The sequence below is a fragment of the Rhizobium sp. 01N447_2 genome (genome assembly GCF_056399245.1).
This window is the reverse complement of sequence record NZ_JBFTQY010000058.1, coordinates 31,108-55,309: the sequence shown is the minus strand read 5'-3', so window position 1 is coordinate 55,309 and position 24,202 is coordinate 31,108. Positions and strand designations below refer to the sequence as shown.

The following is a 24,202-nucleotide window of genomic DNA, read 5'->3' as shown; positions in this document are numbered from 1 at the left end:
GAGATCGAATGCCCCGGGAACTGGAAGGCTACGCAGGCTGTCCTCTCCGAGATCGAAACCCGCCTCAAGCCCTCCATCCTCGCCTGCGGCCCCGCCGAAATTCACGGTCTACTCAACGGGCTCGACGGCCACTTCGTCGCGCCCGGCCCCTCTGGCGCACCTACACGCGGGCGGCCTGACGTCTTGCCGACGGGCCGCAATTTCTATTCGGTCGACAGCCGCGCCGTGCCGACGCCGGCCGCCTATGAGCTTGGCAAAAAATCCGCGGAACTGCTGGTGCGCCGCTATGTGCAGGATCACGGCGAGTGGCCTGTTTCCTTCGGGCTGACGGCCTGGGGCACGTCAAACATGCGGACCGGCGGCGACGATATCGCCCAGGCGCTGGCGCTGATCGGCGTCAAGCCGCTCTGGGACATGAGTTCGCGCCGCGTCACCGGCTACGAGATCATTCCGCCGGCGATGCTCGGGCGGCCGCGCGTTGACGTGACGCTCCGCATTTCCGGCTTCTTCCGCGATGCCTTTCCCGAGCAGATCGCGCTGTTCGACAAGGCGATCCGCGCCGTCGGAGCGCTTGAAGAGGACGAGGCCGACAATCCGATCGCAACGCGCATGCGCGGCGAGGCGGCAAGGCTTGGTGCCGCCGGCCTGGACGAAGTCTCGGCAAAGCGCCGGGCGGGCTACCGCGTTTTCGGCTCGAAGCCCGGCGCTTACGGCGCCGGCCTGCAGGCGCTCATCGACGAAAAGGGCTGGGAGCGGCGCGCCGATCTCGCCGAAGCCTATCTCGTCTGGGGCAGCTATGCCTATGGCGCCGGCGAGGAGGGCAGGGCCGAACGCGGCCTGTTCGAGGAACGGCTGCGCTCGGTGCAGGCCGTCATTCAGAACCAGGACAATCGCGAGCACGACCTGCTCGACAGCGACGACTATTACCAGTTCGAGGGCGGCATGGCCGCCGCCGCCGAGCAGCTCGCGGGCGCTCGTCCCTCGATCTATCACAACGACCATTCCAAGCCGGAAAAGCCGGTGATCCGTTCGCTGGAAGAGGAGATCGGCCGCGTCGTGCGCGGGCGCGTCGTCAATCCGAAATGGATCGCGGGCGTCATGCGCCACGGTTACAAGGGGGCAGCCGAGATCGCCGCCACTGTCGATTATCTCTTTGCCTTCGCAGCAACGACGGGTGCGGTCGGCGAACATCATTTCGAGGCGGTTTACCAGGCCTTCGTCGCCGATCCCGCCGTCGCCGGCTTTATGGCCGAGAAGAACCCTGCGGCATTCGACGAGATGAGAGAGCGGCTGCTTGAGGCGATCGACCGCAGCCTCTGGACGCCGCGCAGCAATTCGGCCCGGTTCGACCTGGCTGCTACACAGCAGAATGAGGTGACCCAATGAGCGACGAGACCCCTGATAGCGAGATCGCAGAAGGCGGAGTTGGCAAGGACGACGCGCGCCATGCTGAGAAGATGGCGAAGAAGAAGGCCGCGCGCGACAAGATCATGGCGACCAAGACCGATGGCAAGGGCCTGATCATCGTTCACACCGGCAAGGGCAAGGGCAAGTCGTCTGCCGCCTTCGGCATGATCTTCCGCCATATCGCCCACGGCAAGCCGTCGGCCGTCGTGCAGTTCATCAAGGGCGCGATGTGGACCGGCGAGCGTGACCTGATCGAGAAACATTTCTCCGATCTCTGCCAGTTCCACACGATGGGCGAGGGCTTCACCTGGGAGACGCAGGACCGCGCCCGCGATGTCGCGGCAGCGTCGGCCGCCTGGGAAAAGGCCAAGGAACTGATCCGCGATGAAAGCAACTCCATGGTGTTGCTCGACGAGATCAACATCGCGCTGCGCTACGACTATCTCGACATCAACGAAGTCGTCGCCTTTCTGAAGAGCGAGAAGCCCCATATGACGCATGTCGTGCTGACGGGGCGCAACGCCAAGGAAGAATTGATCGAAATCGCCGATCTGGTGACCGAGATGGAGCTCGTCAAACACCCCTTCCGCTCCGGCATCAAGGGGCAACCGGGCGTGGAGTTCTGAGGCGGTCAGTTGAGCGCGAGGCTGCGCAGGATGGCAGCCGTTTCCTCATCCGCCGGGAAGAAGGATTCGACCGCGAGTTCCGACAAAGTGATTTCGACCGGCGTGCCGAAGACAGTCGTTGTCGAGATCAGGGAAAGCAAGCCGGCCTTGGTGGAAAGCTGAAGAGGAACGGCGATGCCGGCATAGTCGGTATGGACCTCGCCAGCAGTTTTAGGCGCTGGATAGGACAGCAACTCCTTCAAAAGCTTGTCCAACATTGGATCGCCCGAAGCCGAGAACTGTTGGCGCAGCCTGCCGATAAGGTGGGCGCGCCACTCGGAAAGGTTTTTGATATGGGGCGCCAATCCTTGTGGATGCAGGCTGAGGCGCAGTACGTTGACGGGTGGTGTGAGCAGAGACTGGTCGGAAACGGCTGAGAGCAGCGGAGCGATGGCCGCATTGGCCGCGATGAGTGTCCAATGGCGGTCGACAGCGATTGCTGGGAAGGGCTCGTGCCCTTTCAGCACCATGTCGATGGCGCGACGGGCCGGTTCCAATGCGGGATCGTCGAGCGCGCGTTCGGCAAAAACAGGAGCGAAACCCGCCGCGAGCAGCAGCGGGTTCCGATCGCGAAGGGGCACGTCGAGCCGTTCGGCAAGATGCAGCAGCATGTCGCGGCTCGGTGTCGAGCGCCCGCTCTCGATGAAGCTCAGATGCCGCTGCGAGATCTCCGCCTCCAGCGCGAGGTCGAGCTGGCTCATGCGGCGGCGCTGGCGCCATTCACGCAGATGGTCTCCAAGGGAGCGGGCGGTCGGCGTCATCAGGCGGCTTCCGGCAGCAAATCTATGAAACCGCGGACAGATTTCAGCTTGCCGCCTTCGAGCTCGGCGAAATCCGTGCCCTTGATTAGCGCATCGCCGTTTTCCGGGCCGAGGCCCCAGGAGAAGCGCAGGTTGTCGCCGTAGCCGTCGGCCGCCCCGATGAGGGCGAAGCGGAAGCCGGGGAAGCGGCTTTGCACCGCCTCGACCAGTGAATTGATCTGCTCATGGCCTTCGCCGCGCATCAGTGGGTCGATATAGGTCGCGGCTTTGCTCCAGCTCTCGGCGATGAGAGCGCGACGGCGAGCGGCATCCGTCTCATTCCAGATGGCGAGATAGCGCTCTGCGTTGGTGTTTGCGTCGTTCATCGGGTCATCTCCTTTTGATCGCCCATCAGTTCCTGGCAGTCCGATCATGCGGGAAGGCGATGCACCTTATCAATTACGCCAGAGGTAATGGAAGATGGTCGAGGGGTCTGTCAGACGCCGAGCCAGACACGCAGCGGATTTACTGGGTCGGCGAGCAGCTTTACCGCAAGGGCGACGCAGATGATCACGAGCAGCGGCTTGATGAGCTTTGCGCCGATGCGCATGGCCAGCCGCGAGCCCAGCTGTGCGCCGAGGAACTGGCAAGCACCCATCAACAGGCCGATCTTCCAGAGTATCGCGCCGAAGCTTGCGAAGACGATCAGCGCGCCGAAATTCGAGCCGAGATTGAGAAGCTTGGTGTGGGCCGTCGCCTTCAGCATGCCGAAGCCGGCGAGCGTGACGAAGGCCAGCATGAAGAAGGAGCCCGTGCCGGGGCCGAAGACGCCGTCATAGAAGCCGATGACAGGCACCAGCGTCAGACCGAAGATAAAGGGGGGCATGCGGCGGTGGGTGTCGAGGTCGTTGAGGTTCGGCTTGACGGCGAAGAAGATGGCGATCGTCACCAGGAGCACCGGCATGATGGCCTGCAGCACCTGGCCTGGAACGACCGTGGCGAGTGCGGCGCCGAGCGAACCGCCCATGACAGCCATCAGCGCCATCGGCAATTGTTCCGCAAGCTGCACATGGCCCTTGCGGGTATAGGCGATCGTGGCCGAGGCCGCGCCGAAGAGGGACTGCACCTTGTTGGTGCCGAGGGTCTGGAGCGGCGGAATGCCCGCGATCAGCATGACGGGGACGGTGATGAGGCCGCCGCCGCCGGCAATGGAATCGACGAACCCGGCAAAGAAAGCCGCTGCGCAGAGCAGCAGAAGCAGATGGAAGGCGACATCGGGCAAGGTGGTATTCCGGGCAGGGATTTCGGACGGCCTTGTTGCATTTGCCGCCCCAAGCTGCAATGGCTGCAAAGACATGGGCAGGGCGTATTTGACGGTTTCCATGAGCGATATCTCTTTCGATACGGCGAGGCGCCACGTGCTCGGCCTCGGCTGCGAGCGCGGGACGCCGCCTGCCGAGGTGCTGGCGCTTGCGATCGAGGCGCTCGACGCAGCCGCTATCGGCGCGGCGGGACTCACAGCCATTGCCTCGATCGACAGCCGAAGACTGGAGCCGGCGATCCTTGCCGTTGCCGCGCATTTTTCCGTGCCTGCCGTGTTTTTCGGCGCGCTGCGGCTGGAGGAGGAGACGCCKCGGCTCGCGAATCCCTCCGCGATCGTCTTTGCCCGCGTCGGCTGCCATGGGGTCTCCGAGGCAGCTGCGCTGGCGGCTGCGGGGCCGGATGCCGAGCTTGCTGTCGCCAAGATCAAATCTGCACATGCGACGGCGGCAGTTGCCCGTAGCGGGTTGCAGAAAGCCTAGTGGACGTTATGGTGGCGCCAATTCGCGGCGCCGTCCGGCTGCTTCACGGTTCACATCTAGAGGATATCTCATGCACAAGGTCATCTATGACACTGACCCTGGCGTCGACGACGCCATGGCGCTTCTCTTCCTGCATCGTCATCCCGAAATCGACCTTCTCGGCATCACCACGGTTTTCGGCAACGCCTCGGTCGAGACGACAACGCGCAATGCGCTCTTCCTCAAGCGCGAATGGAATATTCCGGCACCCGTTTCCAAAGGCGCCAGCGTCACCATCGATTCCTCGCGCGCGGAGCGGCCATGGCCGGCCATGGTGCATGGCGAGAACGGCCTCGGTGATATCGACGTGCCCGAGACGATCGACCTGCCGCTCGATCCGCGCCCGGCGCATCGCTTTATCATTGACACGGTGCGCGCCCATCCAGGCGAAGTGCGACTCGTCGCCGTTGGCCGAATGACCAATCTGGCGCTGGCGCTGAAGGAAGATCCCGAGATTGCGACGCTGGCCAAGGACGTCGTCATCATGGGCGGCAATTTCTATGTGCCGGGCAATGTCTCGCCGGTCGCCGAGGCCAATATCCACGGTGATCCTGAGGCTGCCGACATCGTCATGACCGCGCCCTGGAAGGTCGCCGTCATCGGCCTCGACGTCACCGCGATCACCACGATGAGCCGCAGCTATCTCGGCGAGATGGCGGCTAGGGGTGACAAGGCGGTCAAGCAGCTCGACGCACTGTCGCAGTCCTACATCGATTTCTACAAGCACGCGGTTGAAGACGGCATGATGGTGCATGACAGCTGCGCCTGTGTCTATGTCGTGGTGCCGGAGCTGTTCTCGTCGATATCGGGTGCGGTGCGCGTCGTCTGCGGCGGCATCGCCGACGGTCAGACGATCGTCAGGCCGGACGCCCGGCGTTTTCCGACTGACGGCGCTTGGGATGGCCTGCCGAGCCAGGTCGTCTGCACCGGTATTGAATCGGAGAAGGTCCTCGACCTCATCCGCAACACGCTGCTCGCAGCCTGAGGGATGGGAGAGCCGGCGCATCGCGCCGGCTTTCGATATATGATAATATATTCATATTGTTGTGCCGGTTTTTCGAGAATTCGAATCCGCCTCTTCGCAAAGTGAGTCATGGTCGTCTTAGCAACTTCAAGTGAGGTGATGGGCGCGGCGTTGACCTTGCCCTTTGCGGGGCCTAGATCAGCAGGATGATCGATGCCGCATTCTCCCATCTTCCGGCGCTGGAGCCGGGCAGCGTCTGGCTCGTCGGCGCCGGTCCCGGCGATCCCGGCCTTTTGACGCTGCTAGCCGCCAAGGGGCTTTCCGAGGCCGACGTCATCGTCCACGACGCGCTGGTCAACGAGGAATGCCTGGCGCTGGCGCGGCCGGAAACGCTGGTCGAATATGCCGGCAAACGCGGCGGCAAGCCTTCGGCGAAACAGCGCGATATCTCGTTGCGGCTGGTGGAACTGGCGCGCGCCGGCAAGCGAGTGCTGCGGCTGAAGGGCGGCGATCCCTTCGTCTTCGGGCGCGGCGGCGAGGAGGCGCTGACGCTGGTCGAGTACAACATCCCCTTCCGCATCGTGCCCGGCATCACCGCCGGTATCGGTGGGCTCGCCTATGCCGGCATTCCGGTGACGCATCGCGACATCAACCATGCCGTGACCTTCCTCACCGGCCATGATTCCTCCGGCATCGTACCCGACAGGATCAACTGGGACGCGATCGGCCGAGGTTCGCCCGTCATCGTCATGTACATGGCGATGAAGCATATCGCCGAGATCAGCGCCCGCCTGATCGCCGCCGGCCGGCTGCCATCGGAACCCGTCGCCTTCGTCTGCAATGCCGCCACTGGCCGGCAGCAGGTGCTGGAAACGACGCTCGGGGAGGCGACCGAGGCTGTTGCGACTTCCGGGCTCGAGCCGCCGGCGGTGGTCGTCGTCGGCGAGGTTGTGCGGCTGAGGGCCTCGCTCGACTGGCTCGGCGCACTCGCTGGACGGCGGCTGCAGCCCGATCCGTTTCGCCGGTCCGGCAAGGTGCGAGCATGAGCGGCCTCCTGATCGCAGCCCCTTCCTCCGGCGCCGGCAAGACGACGGTAACGCTCGGGTTGCTCCGAGCGCTTCGCCGGCGCGGCATCGCGGTCGCGCCCGGCAAAGCCGGCCCCGACTATATCGATCCCGCCTTCCATGCAGCGGCGAGCGGCACGCTCTGCCTGAATTTCGATCCCTGGGCGATGCGTGGGGAATTGATCTCGGCCAATGCCGCGCTTCACCGCTCCGGCGACCGCATCCTCGTCATCGAGGCGATGATGGGGCTTTTCGACGGAGCAGCCGACGGGCGGGGCACGGCGGCCGATCTTGCCGCCCAGCTCGGGCTGTCGGTGGTGTTGGTCGTCGACGCCTCGCGCATGTCGCAGTCGGTGGCGCCGCTGGTTGCCGGGTTTGCCGGCTTCCGCGCCGATGTCCGCGTTGCCGGCGTCATCCTCAACAAGGTCGGCAGCGACCGGCATGAGGCGATGCTGCGACAGGCGCTGGAGGCTATCCGCATGCCCGTCATCGCCGTCATCGGCAACGACAAAGGGCTTTCCCTGCCGGAGCGCCATCTCGGGCTGGTCCAGGCCGGCGAACATGCCACGCTCGACGCTTTCATCGATCATGCGGCGGATGCGGTCTCCGAGGAATGCAATTTCGAATTTCTGCTGCGCATTGCAAAGCAGGGGCTCAACCGGCCATCGGCCGCCAATATTGACCGCCTGCCGCCGCTGGGCGCACGCATCGCCGTGGCGCGCGATGTCGCCTTTGCCTTTTCCTACGAGCATATGCTGCTCGGCTGGCGCCGCCGGGGTGCTGCGATCTCCTTTTTCTCGCCGCTCGCTGACGAGGCGCCGGCTTTGGATGCCGATGCGATCTATCTGCCCGGCGGTTATCCCGAGCTGCATGCCGGACGGCTTGCAGAGGCGCAGAATTTCCGCGCCGGCATGCTCGATGCGGCAGCGCGCGATATCCGGATCTATGGCGAGTGCGGCGGCTATATGGTGCTCGGCGACGGGTTGATCGATGCGGAGGGCAAGCGTCATCAGATGCTCGGCCTGCTGCCCGTCGTCACCAGTTATGCCGAGCGGAAACGCCATCTCGGCTATCGCCGTGTTGTGCCGCTCGACGGCGCCTTCTTCGCGCGGATGATGACGGCGCATGAATTCCACTATTCCAGCGTCGTCTCAGAGGGCGAGGGCAAGCGGCTGTTTCAGGTACAGGACGCGCTCGGAACCGATCTCGGCATGGCCGGGCTGCGGCGCGAGCAGGTGGCGGGCTCCTACATGCATCTGATCGATCTGGCCGGAGCCTCCGTATGAGCGCACCGATCGCCCATGGCGGCGGCATCACCGCCGCTGCCGCCGTCTTCGGCGGCAGGCCGGAAGACTGGCTCGATCTTTCCACAGGCATCAATCCGTGCCCCGTCGCGCTGCCTGACATTCCGGCAAGGGCCTGGCATCGCCTGCCGGACCGACATCTTTTTGATGAGGCAAGGCGCGCGGCGCGCGACCACTACGGCAGCGGCAAGATTCTGCCGCTACCAGTGCCTGGCACACAATCGGTGATCCAGCTTCTGCCACGTCTGGTCGAGGCGGGTAGGGTGGTTGGCGTCACGGCCGAGCGAGTCGATGTGACGGACAACGGGGTTGCCGCGACGGACGATAGGATCGCCGTGACGGACAACAGGGTTGCCGTGGTAACGCCGACCTATGGCGAGTATGCGCGCGCCTTCACCTCGGCCGGTTTTACCGTCGACGCGGTCGATAATGTTGCCGCGATCGGGATCGAGCATAGGCTGGCTGTCGTCGTCAATCCGAACAATCCTGACGGACTGGCATGGCCGGCCGAAACACTGATTGCCCTGCACGACAGGATGAAGGCAGCAGGCGGGCTTCTCGTCGTCGATGAAGCCTTCGGTGATACCGATCCAGCGCTCAGCCTTGCATCCCGTGCGCCGCAGCTTTCCAACATCATCATCTTCCGCTCCTTTGGCAAGTTCTTTGGACTTGCCGGCCTCCGGCTCGGTTTCGCGATTGCGCGCGGCGATATTCTCGCGCGTTTCGAAGACTGGCTCGGACCTTGGGCGGTCTCCGGACCGGCCCTTTCGATTGCAGGTTCGCTGCTGCGATCGGACGTTTCTGCTATCCGCAGCCGCATCAACGAACGTTGCACCGGTCTGCATGCCGTGCTGAAGGCCGCGGGGTTGCGGATGGCTGGAGGAACGGCACTCTTCACCCTTGTCGCCGATGCGAGAGCCGGCGACATTTACATGCATCTCTGCCGCCATCATATTCTCGTCCGCAAATTCGGCTATGCGCCGAATTGGCTGCGTTTCGGGCTGACGCCCGATCCGGCAGCAGACAGGCGGCTTGGCGAAGCCCTTCAGAGATTTGAGCGATGACGATCGACGAAAACCTTCTCGTACTGCTTCTGGCGCTGCTGCTCGACCGGATCGCCGGCGATCCGCAATGGCTGTGGTCGCGGATGCCGCATCCCGTCGTCGTCTTCGGCGCGGCGATCTCCTATGCCGACCGGCAGCTCAACCCAGCAAGCCTCACGGGCTCGCAACGCCGAATGAACGGTATTGCCGCCATCCTGGCGCTGCTTCTTTTGACGGTAGCCGCAGGCTTCGTGTTCAACCGGTTCTTCGCGCTGTTCGGCCCTGTCGGCATCTTGCTAGAGACCGGGCTGGTGGCGATCTTCCTGGCTCAGAAAAGCCTTGCCGATCATGTCGCGGCCGTCGCCGTCGCGCTGCGCGACGAGGGGCTTACCGGCGGGCGGGCCGCCGTCTCCCGCATCGTCGGGCGCGATCCCGAGACGCTGGACGAGCCGGCCGTCTGCCGCGCGGCGATCGAAAGCCTCGCCGAGAATTTCTCCGACGGCGTCGTCGCGCCGGCGCTCTGGTATGCCGTCTTCGGCCTGCCGGGGCTCTTCGCCTACAAGATGCTGAACACGGCGGATTCGATGATCGGCCATAAGTCGGAAAAATACATCGACTTCGGCTGGGCTGCCGCCCGACTCGACGATGTCGCCAACTGGCCGGCCGCGCGCCTCTCCATCCTGCTGATTGCCGCCGGCGCCTGGATCCGGCGGGGAACAAGCGCCGGCCGTGAGGCGATCCGCGTGGCGATGCGCGACGGGGCCTTGCACCGCTCGCCGAATTCCGGCCGGCCGGAGGCGGCCATGGCGGGCGCGCTGAACGTCCAGCTCGCCGGGCCGCGCATCTATGGCGGCGTCATCGTGCGCGAACCGATGATCAACGACACCGGCCGCGACGTGGCGACCTCGGGCGACATCGAGGACGGCGTATCGGTATTCTACGCCAGTTGCATGGTACTCGCCGGCATCACCTTCGGGCTGTTTTTGTGTTTTCTGTAGGATTGTTGCGTGCATGCCCCCAGTGGACAGGCCAGGCTCAAACGTTTATTCCGACCGCCTCATATCTCCATCAGACCGGAAGCAGAGCGATGACAGTTCAGGTTGAATTACCGTGCCCGAAGTGCAAGAGCACCAAGATGAAGTTCGAGCGGCCCGAGATCCGGGAGACCGACATCATCACTTGTGCGGCCTGCGGGCATAATCTCGGCACGATGGCCTCGATCCGCGAGAAGATGAACAAGGCCTACCAAGGGCTCAAGAAGCCTTCGGCGGCGCGCAAACTCCAGTGAGGCAGGTGCCGCTATCTTCCGGCGCCAGCTCCCGCTTGGCTCGTTAAAATTGTGATTACCATTCGGATTAAAGCAATATAATAAGTATTGCCGTAGTCTCTCTTTCGTGAGGGCGCAATTAAGCTGCGCGAGTTCGAAGAGGGGTTATGATGAAGACGATTTTGGCGGCTGCGGCCGCAAGTTTATTGCTGCAGTTTTCTCCCGTTGCCGCTCAGGCAGCGACGCTGGTCGCCAATATCAGCATCGGCAAGCAGATGATGACCGTTTCCGAGAACGGCTTCGTCAAGTATCGCTGGAAGGTTTCGACCGCGCGCAACGGCTATGTCACGCCGACGGGTTCGTGGAGCGCCAAGTGGCTGTCGCGCGATCATCGCTCACGCAAATACGACAATGCGCCGATGCCGTTTGCGGTGTTCTTCAACGGCGGTTACGCCGTTCACGCCACCTTCGATTTGAAGCGCCTGGGCACGCCGGCCTCGCATGGCTGCGTTCGCCTGCATCCCAACAATGCAGCCGAGTTCTTCTCGCTGGCGCGGCAGGCCGGGCTTGCCAATACCCGCGTGGTCATTACGCGCTGATCCCGGATCAGCGCCTGACCCCGATGTCGGCAGATGGTCCCGTTCTATGCGCTGATCATCCGCTCCAGTTCATCCATGTCGGGCACGATGATATGTCGGAAGTTCTCGATGCGAATGACGCCGCTCTTGCGCAGCCTGGTCATCTGGCGGCTGACGGTTTCGATCGTCATCCCAAGAAAATCGGCGATCTCGGCGCGGGACAGCGGCAGGTCGAACGCGGTGCTCGTGGCGGTCTGCGGTTCGGCGTGTGTGGCGATCAGGTAAAGCAGGCTTGCGACTTTCTCGCCTGCGGTGCGCCGGCCGAGGGTCAGCATCCACTCGCGCGCGGCGTCCAGCTCCTTTAGCGCCTGATCGTGCAGGCTGCGCTGCAGCTCCGGCGTCTCAGATATCATCCGGTCGAGCAGGTTGCGGGGAAAGACGCAGATTTCGGCATCGGTCGCGGCCTCAGCCGACAGCGAGCTTTCACGGATGAACGGTCTGCCGACGAAATCGGGGGCGAATTGCAGGCCGACGATCTGCTGGCGCCCGTCCTGCATCACTTTGCAGAGCTTCACCACCCCGCGCATGATGTTCGAATAGAAAGAGCTTTCCGACCCTTGGGCGATGATCTCGCAGCCGGCCTCGATCTTGCGGCGCAGAGAGTGGCGGTTGAGCTCTCTCAATTGACCGCTCGACAGGGCGCCGCAGACGACGCCGTGCCGCGCCTGGCAGGAAGCGCAAGCGACGGGAGTGCCGGTCTCGAAAAGCTCACTGCGGGCAACATCCATGTCCTGATCCCTTTTGAAATCCTCGTGTGGCTGGCACGACTGGCGCGTTCGGCATGGACAGCATGCCCGCGCATGCCCCAGCGCCGCTTGAGGATTATCAATTTTGCCGGGATCGCTGTTTGATCTAGATCAAAGCATGCCCGCCCGTGGGTTTTGTCGGGAACCGCGTTGCCCCGGTGCGCGGGCCATCCATGGGTTTGATTCGGACGGCTTCTCCGATCTGCCGGCGCGGCGGGCCTTCCACAGAGGCCTCGCCTTCCGCCTCGACGCCTGTTCGGATGACCGCAAAGGCGGGCATTCCATTGCTGTTTAAGCAACACCCGATCGGCAAATTGCCATCGTGCCGGGACGAAAGCATTGGCTTTTGAAATGGATTTGCCTATGAGGGGGTTTAAATCGTCATTTCATGAGGTACAGCGCGTGACCGCTACATTCGATAAAGTTGCCGACATTATTGCAGAGACCAGCGAGATCGACCGCGCGACGATCACGCCGGAGAGCCATACKATCGACGACCTCGGTATCGACAGCCTTGATTTCCTCGACATCGTGTTTGCGATCGACAAGGAATTCGGCATCAAGATCCCGCTCGAAAAGTGGACGCAGGAAGTCAACGAAGGCAAGGTTTCCACCGAAGAATACTTCGTGCTGAAGAACCTCTGCGCCAAGATCGACGAGCTCAAAGCAGCCAAGGCCTGAGCGACATAACCGTCTTTTTTGAACGCCCTGCCGCCGTGAATATGGCGGCCGGGCGATTTTGTTCCTAAGTAGGCGTCACCGGCGGGCGGATCTGGCCTGTCGGGCCGGAGGATCCGAATGCTGCTGGAATATTTCCAGATGATTGACCGCGTCGAAGCGGTGGACCTGAAGAAGGGCACGCTTAAGGCGCGATCCGTCGTGCCGGCCAAGAGCCCCGTCTTCGAGGGTCATTTTCCCGGCATGCCGCTCGTTCCCGGCGTGCTCCTGATCGAGACCATGGCGCAGGCCTCCGGCATGCTGGTGCTTGCCGTCACCAATTTTGCCGCCATGCCCTTCCTGATGACGCATATCGCGCTGCTTTCGGCCGCCAGCGCGCCGAAAGCGATCGTCGAGACCGAAAAGTTCAAGCCCTATCCGGTGCATCCGCTGCCCGAGATTGACTGGTCGCAGCAGATCGCCAAACGCGGCGACCAGCGCCAGATGGAGAACTGGCAACGCATCGGCGTCTTCGCCGCCGGCCTTGCGCTCGACGATGCCGGCTTCAAGGACGATATCGAGGCTTGCGGTACGATGGACATGATCGTGGCGGCCGGCGGCGGCGAGCGCGACATCAATGTCGACACACTGATCGTCGACGAAGCGCTGAAGCGCAATGACCGCGAGCTGCTGCTCAACGAGAAGCTGACGACGGAGCTGAGACCGACGCTGTTCCTCGCCCAGCTTTCCAACCTGCTCGCCGGCAATATCTCGATCGTGCACAAGGTCACCGGCTCGTCTCGCACCTTCATGGGCGAGGAAGCGGCCGGCATTTCTGCCGTCGAGACAGCCTTTTACCGCATCAAATCAGGCGAATCCTCGCATGCGCTTGTTGGCGGCGCGTTCGCGGCCGAGCGGCCTGACATGATCCTGCTCACCGAAGCGATCGGCGCCCATGCGCGCGGCGACTGGGTGCCGCTCTGGTCGCGCAAGCCGAGCGATGGCGGCGGCATGATCACCGGTTCGGCAGGCGCTTTCCTGGTGCTGGAATCGCGCAAGCATGCCGAAGCCCGCGGCGCTCATATCTATGCCGTCATCGATGCGGTCGAGGGCGACCGCGGCAACCGCAATTCCGGCAATCTCGAGGTTCGGCTGGAGCGGCTTCTGGGGCCGGCAGCCGGGCTTGCCACTGAGAGCACGGCGATCTTTTCCGGCTCGACCGGCATGCACGATCTGGCGGCCCGCGAGCGGGCGGTGCTCGAACATCAATTGCCCGACGTTGCGATCCGCGGCTTCGGCGGCGTTACCGGCCACACGATCGAGACGCAGTTCACGCTGGGTCTGGCGCTCGCAGCCCTTGCCGTCGACGGCAAGGCAAAAGTTCCGCCCTTCGATGCCGCCCATGAGGCGCCGATGCGGGCAGGCGCCACCGCCGCCGTCGTGACCACGGTCGGACACCAGCGCGGCGAGGGCGTCGCCGTTCTTTCCGCAAATGCGTGAGGAGTGAGAGATATGACAGCTTCCGCTTATAGAGATCACCTCGGCCGTCCGATCGTGGCTGTTACCGGCATGGGCATCATCACCTCGCTCGGCCAGGGCCTCAGCGACAACTGGGCGGCGCTTTCGTCAGGCACGTCGGGCATTCACGAAATCAACCGCTTCCCGACTGAGGGCCTGTCGACGCGGATCGCCGGCACCGTCGATTTTATCGGCATCCCGGTGCCGAATGCCGTCGAGCGCTCCTATGCCTTTGCCCGCGAAACGACGATCGAGGCGCTTGCCGATGCTGGCCTTTCCGGTGATTTCAATGGCCCGCTATTCCTCGCCGCCCCGCCGATCGAACCGGAATGGAGCGCACGCTTCGAGCTTGCCGACCGTTCGCCGGCCTCCGACCATCCGGGTGATGCCTACGAGCGCTTTCTGACGGCGCTGCGCCAGCGTCCGGACCCGACCTTCCATGAGGCGGCGCTGTTCGGCGCGATATCCGAGCGGCTTGCCGACCGGTTCGGCACCCGCGGCCTGCCCGTGACGCTGTCGACCGCCTGCGCCTCCGGCGTCACTGCGATCCAGCTCGGCATCGAGGCGATCCGCCAGGGCCGCACCGATCGCGCGCTGACGGTCGCGACCGACGGATCGCTGAGTGCAGAAGCGCTGATCCGCTTCTCGCTGCTGTCAGCCCTTTCGACGCAGAACGATCCGCCGACCAAGGCTTCCAAGCCGTTCAGCAAGGATCGCGACGGCTTCGTGATTGCCGAAGGTGCGGCGACGCTGGTGCTGGAATCGCTGGAATCAGCAGTCGCCCGCGGCGCCAAGGTGCTCGGCATCATGAAGGGCGCCGGCGACAAGGCCGACAGCTTCCACCGCACCCGGTCGTCGCCTGACGGCGGCCCGGCGATTGCGACGATCCGCGCAGCGCTCGCCGATGCCGGCATGAGCGAGGGCGATATCGGCTATATCAATGCCCACGGCACCTCGACGCCTGAGAACGACAAGATGGAATATGGTTCGATGTCTGCCGTCTTCGGTGAGAAGCTGGTCGGCATTCCGGTTTCGTCGAACAAGTCGATGATCGGCCACACGCTGACGGCGGCGGGCGCCGTCGAGGCGGTGTTCTCGCTGCAGACGATGTTGACCGGAACGCTGCCGCCGACCATCAACTACAACAACCCCGATCCGTCGATCGTTCTCGATGTCGTGCCGAACAAGAAGCGGGAAGCTCAGGTTTCAGCCGTGCTTTCCAACTCCTTCGGCTTCGGCGGGCAGAATGCCAGCCTTGTCATGGCGCTCGAACCGGCTTAAGCGGTTCCCGACAATTTCAAGACAAGAAAAACGCCTTCCAGGCGAGGGATTTTGCCATGCGCGCTTTGCAACTGATCGACGACCGCAAGCTTGAGATCACCGATCTGCCGGAACCGGATGCCCCAGGTGCCGGCGAGGTGACGCTGCGGGTCAAGGCAGTGGCACTCAACCATATCGACGTCTGGGGATGGCGCGGCATGGCATTCGCCAAGCGCAAGATGCCGCTCGTCATTGGTGCCGAAGCCTCCGGCGTCGTCGAGGCGATCGGACCGGGGGTCGCCAACGTGCTGCCCGGCCAGCTGGCGGCGATCTATGGCGCGCGCACCTGTGGCCTCTGCCGTCCCTGCCGCGAAGGCCGCGACAATCTCTGCGAACATGTCTCAGGCGTGCACGGCTTCCATCTCGACGGCTTTGCGCAGGAGAAGGTCAACCTGCCCGCGCGCCTATTGGTGCCTGCCCCTCCCGGCGTCGATCCGATCGGCGCGGCGCTTGCTCCGGTCACTTTCGGCACGGTCGAGCACATGCTGTTCGACAATGCCAAGCTTGAGCCGGGCGAGACGATCCTCGTCCATGCCGGTGGCTCCGGCATCGGCACGGCAGCGATCCAGCTCGCCAAGAAGATCGGCTGCACCGTCATCACCACAGTCGGTTCCGACGACAAGATCGAAAAGGCCAAAGCCCTCGGCGCCGATCACGTCATCAACTACCGCACCGACCGCTTCGAGGGCGTGGTGCGCAAGCTCACCAAGAAGAAGGGCGTCGACGTCGTCTTCGAACATGTCGGCAAGGATACCTGGGCGGGCTCGATGCTCTGCATGAAGCGCGGCGGCCGTCTCGTCACCTGTGGTTCGACCTCGGGTGTTTCCACAGAGATGAACCTGATGATGCTGTTCCAGCAGCAGCTGAAGCTCTTCGGCTCCTTCGGCTGCCGCATGGAGAACATGGCGGATGCGATGCAGAAGATGGGCCGCGGGCTCGTCCATCCCGTCATCGATACCGAGGTCAGCTTCAGCGATATCGACCGGGCGCTGGAGCGGATGGAATCGCGCCAGATCTTCGGCAAGATCATCCTGAAGATGGATTGACCGCGTGAAACTGTTCATCACCCGGATCGTTCTGGCGCTCAGGAATTTCCAGCAATGGCTGGTGGCTCAGGTGATGTTCGGCTTCCTGAATTTCCTGAAGCTGTTTCCGGCCGATGGCGCGATCCGCTTCGCCGACAGGATGATGCGCCGCCTCGGCCGGCTGACCAGCCGCCACAGACTGATGCTGACCAATCTGCGCAATGCCTTCCCTGAGAAGAGCGAGGCCGAGATCGAGGAGATCGCGCTCGCCAGCTGGGGCAATATGGGCCGGCTTGCGGCCGAATACGTCTTCCTCGATCAGCTATTCGACTATGATCCCGATAAGTCGGAGCCGGGCAGGGTGGAGGTGTCGGGCGTCCCGATCTTCCTCGACCTGCGCGATAGTCCGCGGCCCTTCATCGTCTTTACCGGCCATACCGCCAATTTCGAACTCCTGCCGGTTGCAGGCGCCGCCTTCGGGCTTACCGTGACCGTGCTCTTTCGGCCACCGAATAATCCTTATGTCGCCAAGAAGGTGTTCGACTTCAGGAGCGCGCGCATGGGCAGGCTGGTGCCCTCGCATGCCGGCTCCTCCTTCGCGCTCGCCCGTCAGCTCGAAGCAGGACAAGGCGTGGGCGTGCTCGTCGATCAGAAATTCCGCAAGGGGCTGAAGGGCACCTTCTTCGGACGCGAGGTCAAGACCAATCCTCTGCTGCCGAAGCTGGTGCGGCAGTTCGACTGCGAGGTTTATCCAGCGCGCTGCATCCGTCTGCCCGGAAATCGCTACCGGCTGGAAATCGAGCCGCGGCTGGATATGCCACGCGACGCCGCGGGTAATCTCGACCTGCCGGCCGCCGCCCAGTTGCTCAACGACAAGGTGGAAAGTTGGGTGCGGGAATATCCGGAACAGTGGCTCTGGTATCACGACCGCTGGCAGATCAAGCAGACGCTCGCGCCTTAGAACAGGATGATTTCAGGCCGGCATGATGCCGAAAACCGCTCACACTTTCGGCATCATGCTCCAAAAACGTCCACCCTCATTTATCAGCGGTGAAAAGCGGCAGGTGCTCTCGGATTGAAACTGAGGGCACTTCATGTTATCCGTCACCACCAAGACGCGAATAATGTCTACCGGAAGGCGCATTTTTTGGGAAATGCAGCCATGTGAGGTTTCGGACTCGTCTCTTGGGACAATGGGAGTGGAGGCGTCTTGCTGGAGCTTTTTCGAGCYTTTTCCTTGCGTTGCGTGCAAATCGAGGAAGCCATACGCTTGGGCGACGACCAGCGCGTCACGGCGCTCGACCGCCATGTCGAGCCGCTGGTCGAGGCAATCCTCGCCTGCCGGGCAGTCAATCTGCTCGAAGTTTACATGCAACTGCAGTTTGTGAGCCATCTGATCAGCCAGGATGCCGACGACAGCGCCAGCGTCACGGAGCACACGTCGGTGCTTTCCTACCTGCTCGACCGCTATTTCGGGGCGCATGGGCCGGACTGGCGCGTGCCTTCGCCGCAGGATGTGCGCATCGAGCCGCCGCCGGCCTATGTGCCTGATACCGACAATGGCCAGTTCCTCAACGCGGTGATCCTCGAAAGCCTGCCGGATCGCGTGGCGGTGCTGACCAGGGACTATCGCTACCTCTATTCCAATCCAGCCAACAGCGCCCATCTCAACAGGAAGCCGATGGAGCTTATCGGCCGCCACCTTTCCGAATTCATCGGCGAGGAGCGGTTTGCCGAATGCGCCAAGCATAAGCTCGACGCCTGTTTTGCCGGCGAACAGATCGACTATTCCTATGAGCGCTCGGCCGACAGCGGCGGATCGCGGCAGGTGCGCTGTCGCATGTCGCCGCTGCGCGATGCGGGCGGTACGGTGATCGGCGCCCTGCTCGTCATGGAAGATCTCGATCGGCTGTCGCAGGCTGCCTGATCCCGGTCGGCAGCATTAGGCAGCCTGACCAACTCGGCTGCCTTGGGTCGTCTGGCTAAGCGGCCGCCCAGACGGCGAGCTCGTAACCGTCGCGGTCGAGGAAGTGGAAGCGACGGCCGCCGGGAAAATCGGTGATCGGCCGGCAGATCGTGCCGCCGGCTCTTTCGACTGAGGTCAGCACTTCTTCCAGGTCTCTGGCATAGACGACGACCAGCGGGCCGCCGCCCGGACGCACCGGTCCGAAATCGGTAAAGCCGCCCTTCAGCCGGCCATCGTCGAATTCGCAATAATTGGGGCCGTAATCGGTGAAGCGCCAGCCGAAGGCCGAGCCGTAAAAGGCTTTGGCGGCGGCGATGTCGGCGACGTTGAATTCGACATAATCGATACGGCGATCGTGGTTTTCTGTCTTCTCGGCCATCTATCTCTCCATCAGGGCTTTCAGCATGGCAAGATCCTTCTCGACATGGGCGGCATCGGCGGAAAACTGCGCGTCGGTCATGCCGGGCAGACGCAGCAGCGTGRACATGACCTCGCAGCCATCGCCGTTCGGCACGATGCGCAGGGCATTATAGACCCTGAGGCCGGATTCGATCGTCACTGTATGATCGATCACGCCGAATTCATTGGTAGGTACGAAGCTCACCTTGACGCTGCCAAGAGCGCCGTGGGCGATCCAGTCGGCGCCGTGCGGTTCGAGGCCGGTCGCAAGGCCGGAAGCCCAGAGCGGCATGTTCTCCGGTTTGCCGGCGAAGTCATAGACGTCGCGCCAGTCGCGCTCGATCGACAGGTGGATGATTTTCGCGGGCATTGTCGTCATCGGCTGCAGGTCCCTGTCATGGTTTCGTCAGAATAACAGACCGGCCGGCAGCGTCTTGAACAAAACGGTCAGTCGGCTCTTTGCCGCATGCTGAGCTGGTCAAGAATGACCGCGGGCGTCAGCGTTGAGAGCTCGCCGACCTCGCGCGTCATGTGGGGCTGATCGGCAAAGCCCGCTTCGAGCGCAAGGCGGGCAAGCGGCATCGTGTCCGACCTGCGGCAGAGGTCGAGGAAACGCTGGAACCGGCGGATCCGTTCCAGCGTCTTTGCGCCATAGCCGAAATGGTGGTGGCAGCGGCGGCGCAGCTGCCTTTCGCTCATGCCGAGCCTGTCGAGCAGGCCGGGTGCCGGGCGACGGCTGTCGGCGGCGGCGAAGATCACGGCAGCCTCTCGGGCGGGCTCTTCCTCATCGCGCGCGGCCTCTTCGAGCAGGCGGCCAAACAGCGCCGTGGCGGCTGAGGGGGCGGGGCAATCCGCAAGCCGCGCCTCGAATTCGGCAGTGTCCTTCCGGCCGAAGTCAGCGAGGGGCACCGAGCAGCCGACCAGTGCCGAGAGCGGCGTCTCCAGCCAGGGTGCTGCGGCGCCAGGCGCAAAACGTGCGCCGATCACTGTCGCAACCGGCTGGATGACGGGAAAGGCCGCCGCCCTGTCGGGGCCGGCGACGACCAGCCGGCCGTCGATCCAGAGGAGATCGCAATAGCCGTCCGGCACGATCGCCACCATCGCCAGCGGCCCGTCATGGAGCGCGTGCGACCAGAGGCGGCTGAAATGGTGTCGCAGCGTCGGTGGCGGTGCATATTCGCGGTAGCGGCCGGCGCGGGCCGCCAGGAGAGCCGTATCTTTTCGTCTTCCCGATGCCAATGCGATATCTCCCGGGGCACTGATGATAACATGAGATAGGGCAATACGGGCAGGATGCTCGAAAAACTTGCGGCTTCGGATTAAGCGGCAGCCTGTGGGTTGTCGGACAAGCGGCGATATTGCAAGCTTCATTTCATTGGCTTTTGCGAACCGATTAGACCCTTGCGAGACTTGCCGTTTGACCGAGACAGTGCCACAACACCGGTCCAAATGACACATCGGAGGTTTGTCGTGGAAAAGGCAGAAATCGGACTGATCGGCCTTGCGGTCATGGGCTCCAACCTGGCGCTCAACATCGCGGAGAAAGGCAATAAAATCGCGGTGTTCAACCGCACGCCGGAGAAAACCGACGAATTCTACGAAAGCGCCGGCGATCTGAAGAAGCAGATTGTTCCCTGCAAGACGATCGAAGAGTTCGTCGATGCGATCCGGCCGCCGCGTCCGATCATCATCATGATCAAGGCGGGCGAGCCCGTCGACCAGCAGATGGAGCTGCTGCGCCCGCATCTCTCCAAGGGCGACATCATGATCGATGCCGGCAACGCCAATTTCCGCGACACCGTCGCCCGCTTCGACCGGCTGAAGAATACCGATCTGACCTTCATCGGCATGGGTGTTTCCGGCGGCGAAGAAGGTGCGCGCCATGGCCCGTCGATCATGGTCGGCGGCACCGAAGAGTCCTGGAAGCGCGTCGAGAAGGTGCTGACATCGATTGCCGCCCGCTACAATGACGAGCCCTGCGTCGCCTGGCTCGGCAATGACGGTGCCGGCCATTTCGTCAAGACCATCCATAACGGCATCGAATATGCCGACATGCAGATGATCGCCGAAATCTACGGCATCCTGCGCGACGGCCTCGGCAAGAGCGCCTCCGAAATCTCCGGCATCTTCGGCGAATGGAACAAGGGCCGGCTGAACTCCTACCTGATCGAAATCTCCGAGAAGGTGCTTGCGGCCACCGATCCGGTTTCCGGCGGGCCGATGGTCGACATGATCCTCGACAAGGCCGGCCAGAAGGGCACCGGCAAGTGGTCGGCGATCGAGGCGCAGAACATGGGTATTCCGGCAACGGCGATCGAAGCCGCAGTCGCCGCCCGCAGCCTCTCTTCGATGAAGTCGCAGCGCGAAGCCGCCGAAAAGATCTTCGGCACGCAGGCTGTGTCCTTCCCGATCGCATACGGCCCCGAGCTGAACAAGGATCTCGAACTGGCGCTGTTTGCCGCGAAGATCGGCGCCTATGCGCAGGGCTTCGCGGTGATGGCGGAAGCATCGCGCGAGTTCAACTGGTCGCTGCCGATGCCGACGATTGCCAGGATCTGGCGTGCCGGCTGCATCATTCGCTCGCAGTTCCTCGACGAGATCACCTCGGCCTTCACCAAGGCGCCCGATGCTGCCAACCTGATCGTCACGCCTGCCTTCTCCGACATGGTCAAGGAATCGATCCCGGCGCTGCGCCGTGTCGTCGGTGCCGCGATTGCCGCCGGCCTGCCGGTGCCGGCGCTGACCTCGGCGCTGACCTATTTCGACGCCTATCGCCAGGGCAGGGGAACGGCAAACCTCATCCAGGCACAGCGCGATTTCTTCGGCGCCCATGGCTTCGACCGCCTGGACGGCAAGGATTTCCACCACGGCCCCTGGGGCAGCGGTGCCTCGACTTTCTGAGGTTCAGCCCGATTTTCAAGGAGAGGCCCGGCCACCGCGCCGGGCCTTTTGATGAAAGGCCGAGGCTGAAACCCGGAGATCACGGTGAATAGCATTCGGATAGCCGCCGCGCAGACGCCGGAGTTTCGGGAGAATGTCGAGGCGGCACTGGATTATGCCTGCGGCATCGCCGCTCGTGCCGAGGCTGAGGGTGTTGCCCTGCTGGTCTTTCCCGAAGGTTTTCTCCAGGGCTACCTGACCGATGAAGCATCGGCGCGGCGCGTTGCCCTCGATCTGGCATCGGCCGAGTTCGCGGCGGTCCTCGACCGGTTGCCGAAGTCGGGACTGGTGCTGGTCATAGGGCTGATCGAGATCGATGACGGGCGATTGTTCAACACTGCCGTCGTCGTCGAGCGCGGCGTTCTCCTCGGCCGCTACCGGAAGGCCCACCTGCTGCGCGGCGAACGGGCTTTCGAGGCAGGAAAGGACAGCCCGCTCTTTGCGATCGGTGCCCTGCATTTCGGGATCAACATCTGCTACGACACCAATTTTCCGGAAGCGGCCGCAAAGGTCGCCGCGTCTGGCGCGTCGCTGATCCTATGCCTGTCCAACAACATGATGCCACGGGAAAAGGCGGAAATATTCAAGCAGCTGCATAATGCCGTTCAAGCTGAAAGATGCCGCGAGACAGGCCTGTGGCTGATATCGTCCGACGTAACGGGTGAGCGCGACGGGCGCATCGCCTGGGGGCCGACGGCGGTGCTGAACCCGGAAGGGCAGGTCGTGGCGCAGCTGCCGCTGGAGGAGCCCGGCTTGCTGGTCTTCGACTTTCCCTGCATAGCACCTGTGAGCTATCGCTCTTGAGGAATTGAATGAGATGCTCATCCGAGACGAAACGCCTGATGATATCGATGCGATCCATGATCTGACCTGGACTGCCTTCAAGCCGATGCCCTACAGCGACGGTACGGAAGCGGAGATTGTCCGAAGGCTTCGCGCGGCGGGCGATCTCAAGATATCGCTAGTGGCCGAGCAGGGCGGCGAGATTCTCGGGCATGTGGCGTTTTCGCCGGTGACGATCAACGGCATGCATGAAGGCTGGTTCGGATTGGGTCCGATATCGGTCAAGCCGGAGAGACAGCGGCAAGGGATCGGCAAGGTGCTGATCACAAGGGGTCTGGAACTGCTGAAGGGGATGGGCGCCAGCGGATGCGCCCTGATCGGCAATCCCGAGATCTACAGCCGTGTCGGTTTCAGCAGCGACGGACAATTGACGTACCTCGACCTCGATACGCGGCTCGTGCAGAGAATTGTCTTTCGCGGATCTCCGCCAAGCGGGACGTTGCAATTCGCCCCGGCATTTGAAAGCTAGAATATTCCGTTCAACGGCCGAAACTCCAAACCCAACTTGACAGAGAAGGCAACGACATGTCCGAAGCGGGCGCGATGACCATTCGAACCGAGCGTCTTAGGCTCCGCATGCCAGAGATCGACGATTTCGCTGCCTATGCGCAGATCATGGCGTCGCCGCGATCCGTCGGAATGGGTGGCCCGTTCGATCTGCGTGCGGCATGGGGGATGTTCTGTCACGACGTCGCCCTGTGGCAGCTTTTCGGGCATGGAGCGCTGATGATCGAGCTTGGCGAAACCGGCGAATGCGTCGGCCAGGTGGGGATCAATCACGGGCCGCTTTTTCCGGAAAAGGAACTGGGCTGGTTCGTCTACGAGGGATACGAGGGCAGAGGCTATGCGACCGAAGCGGCGTTCGGGCTACGCAACTGGGCCTTCGCGACGCTCAAGTTGCCGTCGCTCGTCAGCTATATCGCTCCCGGCAATGTCGCATCTGCTGCCGTTGCGGAACGGCTGGGCGCGCGTCTTGATCCCATAGCACCCCGAACGGATCCTGCCGATCTCGTTTACCGGCACCTCGCTTCCTGAAACGCGGAACATGGTCTTGGGCGCATTGCGATTGGTTGCAGACGTCTCAGTCCCTACATGTTGATCAGCTACTACATACTTGAAAGCGCTACAGCGTCCTTTGCGCGTCTGAAAAGACGCTCGGCGCTGTAGGATATCGGGCTCGGCAAGAGATGGGGATATCGGATGACAGGCGAGAAGCGGGAACACTGGGACGAGGTCTACCGCACGAAATCTGCCGACAGCGTCAGCTGGTATCAGCCGACGCCCGAGCCTTCCTTGCGGGCGCTTGACGAGCTGCAACTGCCGGCCATGGCCTCGCTGATCGATGTGGGCGGCGGCGCATCGAGCCTTGTCGATCGTCTTGTCGAGCGCGGGTGGTCCGACCTCACCGTCCTCGATATCGCCGCGCCGGCGCTCGAGGTCGCCAAGGCGCGGCTGCGGGATGAAGCCGCCCGGATCGCCTGGGTGGTTGCCGACGTCACTTCATGGCAGCCCGACCGCCATTACGATGTGTGGCACGACCGCGCCGTTTTTCACTTCCTCACCGAACCCGAGCAGCGGCTGGCCTATCGTCGAGCACTCGAAACCGGCACGGCGCCGGGCAGCGTCGTCATCATCGCGACCTTCGCGCCGGACGGGCCGGAACGGTGCAGCGGCTTGCCGGTCCAGCGTTACGACGCGGTGGCGCTTACGACCGAATTCTCGTCCACCTTCGCGCTTCAGCGTGACTGGCGGGAGGAACACACGACACCCGGCGGTGGCCGGCAGTCGTTCCAGTGGTGCGTTTTTCGCAGGCGCTGAGCCCTTTTTGTGAAGGCGGCCGAGAGACACCCTGGCG

The 24,202-nt window shown here is 63.1% G+C and carries 27 protein-coding genes and 2 pseudogenes; 22 read left to right on the top strand and 7 right to left on the bottom strand.

Translation table 11 applies throughout. The annotated features are described in order from the left end of the window. A partial coding sequence (locus AC1ECN_RS28920) for a cobaltochelatase subunit CobN (RefSeq protein ID WP_477954879.1) occupies positions 1–1,386 on the top strand: 1,386 nt, incomplete at its 5' end. Beyond that, positions 1,383–2,033, top strand: a complete 651-nt coding sequence (gene cobO, locus AC1ECN_RS28915) for a cob(I)yrinic acid a,c-diamide adenosyltransferase (RefSeq protein WP_018480804.1) — start codon at positions 1,383–1,385, stop codon at positions 2,031–2,033. The genes AC1ECN_RS28920 and cobO, both read left to right, overlap by 4 nt. 5 nt (positions 2,034–2,038) lie before the next feature. On the opposite strand, the gene AC1ECN_RS28910 is transcribed toward cobO, so the two are convergent. The 3 genes from AC1ECN_RS28910 to AC1ECN_RS28900 all read right to left on the bottom strand — a co-directional run bounded on the left by AC1ECN_RS28910 (position 2,039) and on the right by AC1ECN_RS28900 (position 4,094). Continuing rightward, entirely contained in the window at positions 2,039–2,833 is a 795-nt protein-coding gene (locus AC1ECN_RS28910; protein WP_130672697.1) for a helix-turn-helix domain-containing protein, read from the bottom strand. Continuing rightward, positions 2,833–3,246 carry a nuclear transport factor 2 family protein gene (locus AC1ECN_RS28905; protein WP_017988609.1) on the bottom strand — a complete coding sequence of 138 codons (414 nt, stop codon included), beginning with the start codon at positions 3,244–3,246 and terminating at the stop codon, positions 2,833–2,835. The genes AC1ECN_RS28910 and AC1ECN_RS28905 overlap by 1 nt, the downstream gene beginning before the upstream one ends. Positions 3,247–3,308: 62 nt before the next feature. After that, a complete protein-coding gene (locus AC1ECN_RS28900) occupies positions 3,309–4,094 on the bottom strand; it encodes a TSUP family transporter (protein ID WP_130673533.1) in 786 nt (261 codons plus the stop codon). A 100-nt stretch (positions 4,095–4,194) separates the two neighbouring features. On the opposite strand from AC1ECN_RS28900, the gene AC1ECN_RS28895 reads away from it, so the two are divergent. The 8 genes from AC1ECN_RS28895 to AC1ECN_RS28860 all read left to right on the top strand — a co-directional run bounded on the left by AC1ECN_RS28895 (position 4,195) and on the right by AC1ECN_RS28860 (position 10,894). Further along, positions 4,195–4,614: a cobalamin biosynthesis protein gene (locus tag AC1ECN_RS28895; protein WP_130672696.1), complete on the top strand. Its 420-nt coding sequence runs from the start codon at positions 4,195–4,197 to the stop codon at positions 4,612–4,614. Positions 4,615–4,684: 70 nt separating this feature from the next. Further along, positions 4,685–5,638, top strand: coding sequence for a nucleoside hydrolase (locus AC1ECN_RS28890; RefSeq protein ID WP_130672695.1), 954 nt, complete (start codon positions 4,685–4,687; stop codon positions 5,636–5,638). 185 nt (positions 5,639–5,823) lie between these two features. Beyond that, positions 5,824–6,663: a uroporphyrinogen-III C-methyltransferase gene (cobA, locus tag AC1ECN_RS28885; protein WP_130672694.1), complete on the top strand. Its 840-nt coding sequence runs from the start codon at positions 5,824–5,826 to the stop codon at positions 6,661–6,663. Further along, positions 6,660–7,967 (top strand): cobyrinic acid a,c-diamide synthase CobB, encoded by a 1,308-nt coding sequence (locus tag AC1ECN_RS28880; protein WP_130661741.1) that lies wholly within the window; start codon positions 6,660–6,662, stop codon positions 7,965–7,967. The genes cobA and AC1ECN_RS28880 overlap by 4 nt, the downstream gene beginning before the upstream one ends. Then, complete coding sequence (locus AC1ECN_RS28875) at positions 7,964–9,049, top strand: threonine-phosphate decarboxylase (protein ID WP_130672693.1); 1,086 nt, start codon at positions 7,964–7,966, stop codon at positions 9,047–9,049. The genes AC1ECN_RS28880 and AC1ECN_RS28875 overlap by 4 nt, the downstream gene beginning before the upstream one ends. After that, positions 9,046–10,026 (top strand): adenosylcobinamide-phosphate synthase CbiB, encoded by a 981-nt coding sequence (gene cbiB / locus AC1ECN_RS28870; protein WP_130672692.1) that lies wholly within the window; start codon positions 9,046–9,048, stop codon positions 10,024–10,026. The genes AC1ECN_RS28875 and cbiB overlap by 4 nt, the downstream gene beginning before the upstream one ends. 89 nt (positions 10,027–10,115) lie before the next feature. Then, entirely contained in the window at positions 10,116–10,316 is a 201-nt protein-coding gene (locus tag AC1ECN_RS28865; RefSeq protein WP_018074603.1) for an ECs_2282 family putative zinc-binding protein, read from the top strand. 149 nt (positions 10,317–10,465) lie between these two features. Next, complete coding sequence (locus tag AC1ECN_RS28860) at positions 10,466–10,894, top strand: L,D-transpeptidase (protein ID WP_032996078.1); 429 nt, start codon at positions 10,466–10,468, stop codon at positions 10,892–10,894. A 44-nt stretch (positions 10,895–10,938) separates the two neighbouring features. Here AC1ECN_RS28860 and AC1ECN_RS28855 read toward each other — a convergent pair whose 3' ends face one another. Next, entirely contained in the window at positions 10,939–11,661 is a 723-nt protein-coding gene (locus AC1ECN_RS28855; protein ID WP_024322088.1) for a Crp/Fnr family transcriptional regulator, read from the bottom strand. A 420-nt stretch (positions 11,662–12,081) separates the two neighbouring features. On the opposite strand from AC1ECN_RS28855, the gene AC1ECN_RS28850 reads away from it, so the two are divergent. From AC1ECN_RS28850 to AC1ECN_RS28820, 7 genes and pseudogenes are all read left to right on the top strand, one after another. Continuing rightward, complete coding sequence (locus tag AC1ECN_RS28850) at positions 12,082–12,360, top strand: acyl carrier protein (protein ID WP_003540486.1); 279 nt, start codon at positions 12,082–12,084, stop codon at positions 12,358–12,360. A 117-nt stretch (positions 12,361–12,477) separates the two neighbouring features. After that, positions 12,478–12,657, top strand: a pseudogene (locus AC1ECN_RS28845) (ApeI family dehydratase); the annotation flags it as partial. 48 nt (positions 12,658–12,705) lie between these two features. Then, positions 12,706–13,836: pseudogene (locus tag AC1ECN_RS28840) on the top strand (beta-ketoacyl-ACP synthase); the annotation flags it as partial. A gap of 12 nt (positions 13,837–13,848) precedes the next feature. Further along, the gene (locus AC1ECN_RS28835) at positions 13,849–15,135 is read left to right on the top strand and encodes a beta-ketoacyl-ACP synthase (RefSeq protein WP_130672690.1); all 1,287 of its coding nucleotides are present in this window, start codon (positions 13,849–13,851) and stop codon (positions 15,133–15,135) included. A gap of 56 nt (positions 15,136–15,191) precedes the next feature. Further along, positions 15,192–16,220, top strand: coding sequence for a zinc-binding dehydrogenase (locus tag AC1ECN_RS28830; protein WP_130672689.1), 1,029 nt, complete (start codon positions 15,192–15,194; stop codon positions 16,218–16,220). 4 nt (positions 16,221–16,224) lie between these two features. Then, positions 16,225–17,160 (top strand): lipid A biosynthesis lauroyl acyltransferase, encoded by a 936-nt coding sequence (locus tag AC1ECN_RS28825; protein WP_130672688.1) that lies wholly within the window; start codon positions 16,225–16,227, stop codon positions 17,158–17,160. Positions 17,161–17,409: 249 nt separating this feature from the next. Further along, positions 17,410–18,126 carry a PAS domain-containing protein gene (locus AC1ECN_RS28820; RefSeq protein ID WP_024322086.1) on the top strand — a complete coding sequence of 239 codons (717 nt, stop codon included), beginning with the start codon at positions 17,410–17,412 and terminating at the stop codon, positions 18,124–18,126. A gap of 55 nt (positions 18,127–18,181) precedes the next feature. Here AC1ECN_RS28820 and AC1ECN_RS28815 read toward each other — a convergent pair whose 3' ends face one another. The 3 genes from AC1ECN_RS28815 to AC1ECN_RS28805 all read right to left on the bottom strand — a co-directional run bounded on the left by AC1ECN_RS28815 (position 18,182) and on the right by AC1ECN_RS28805 (position 19,803). Next, a complete protein-coding gene (locus AC1ECN_RS28815; RefSeq protein WP_018074611.1) occupies positions 18,182–18,544 on the bottom strand; it encodes a VOC family protein in 363 nt (120 codons plus the stop codon). Continuing rightward, positions 18,545–18,943, bottom strand: a complete 399-nt coding sequence (locus AC1ECN_RS28810; protein ID WP_477954873.1) for an SRPBCC family protein — start codon at positions 18,941–18,943, stop codon at positions 18,545–18,547. Positions 18,944–19,011: 68 nt separating this feature from the next. Further along, on the bottom strand, positions 19,012–19,803 hold the full coding sequence (locus AC1ECN_RS28805; protein ID WP_130661740.1) for a helix-turn-helix domain-containing protein: 792 nt from the start codon (positions 19,801–19,803) through the stop codon (positions 19,012–19,014). Positions 19,804–20,013: 210 nt separating this feature from the next. Here AC1ECN_RS28805 and gndA point away from each other — a divergent pair, with 210 nt between their 5' ends. The 5 genes from gndA to AC1ECN_RS28780 all read left to right on the top strand — a co-directional run bounded on the left by gndA (position 20,014) and on the right by AC1ECN_RS28780 (position 24,165). Next, positions 20,014–21,465: an NADP-dependent phosphogluconate dehydrogenase gene (gene gndA / locus AC1ECN_RS28800; RefSeq protein WP_024322083.1), complete on the top strand. Its 1,452-nt coding sequence runs from the start codon at positions 20,014–20,016 to the stop codon at positions 21,463–21,465. Positions 21,466–21,549: 84 nt separating this feature from the next. Beyond that, a complete protein-coding gene (locus AC1ECN_RS28795) occupies positions 21,550–22,308 on the top strand; it encodes a carbon-nitrogen hydrolase family protein (protein WP_130725868.1) in 759 nt (252 codons plus the stop codon). A 13-nt stretch (positions 22,309–22,321) separates the two neighbouring features. After that, complete coding sequence (locus AC1ECN_RS28790) at positions 22,322–22,816, top strand: GNAT family N-acetyltransferase (protein ID WP_130655714.1); 495 nt, start codon at positions 22,322–22,324, stop codon at positions 22,814–22,816. Between the two features lie 56 nt (positions 22,817–22,872). Further along, positions 22,873–23,382 carry a GNAT family N-acetyltransferase gene (locus AC1ECN_RS28785; protein WP_130655713.1) on the top strand — a complete coding sequence of 170 codons (510 nt, stop codon included), beginning with the start codon at positions 22,873–22,875 and terminating at the stop codon, positions 23,380–23,382. Between the two features lie 165 nt (positions 23,383–23,547). Continuing rightward, entirely contained in the window at positions 23,548–24,165 is a 618-nt protein-coding gene (locus AC1ECN_RS28780; RefSeq protein ID WP_018074618.1) for a class I SAM-dependent methyltransferase, read from the top strand. The last annotated feature ends 37 nt before the right edge of the window (positions 24,166–24,202 follow it).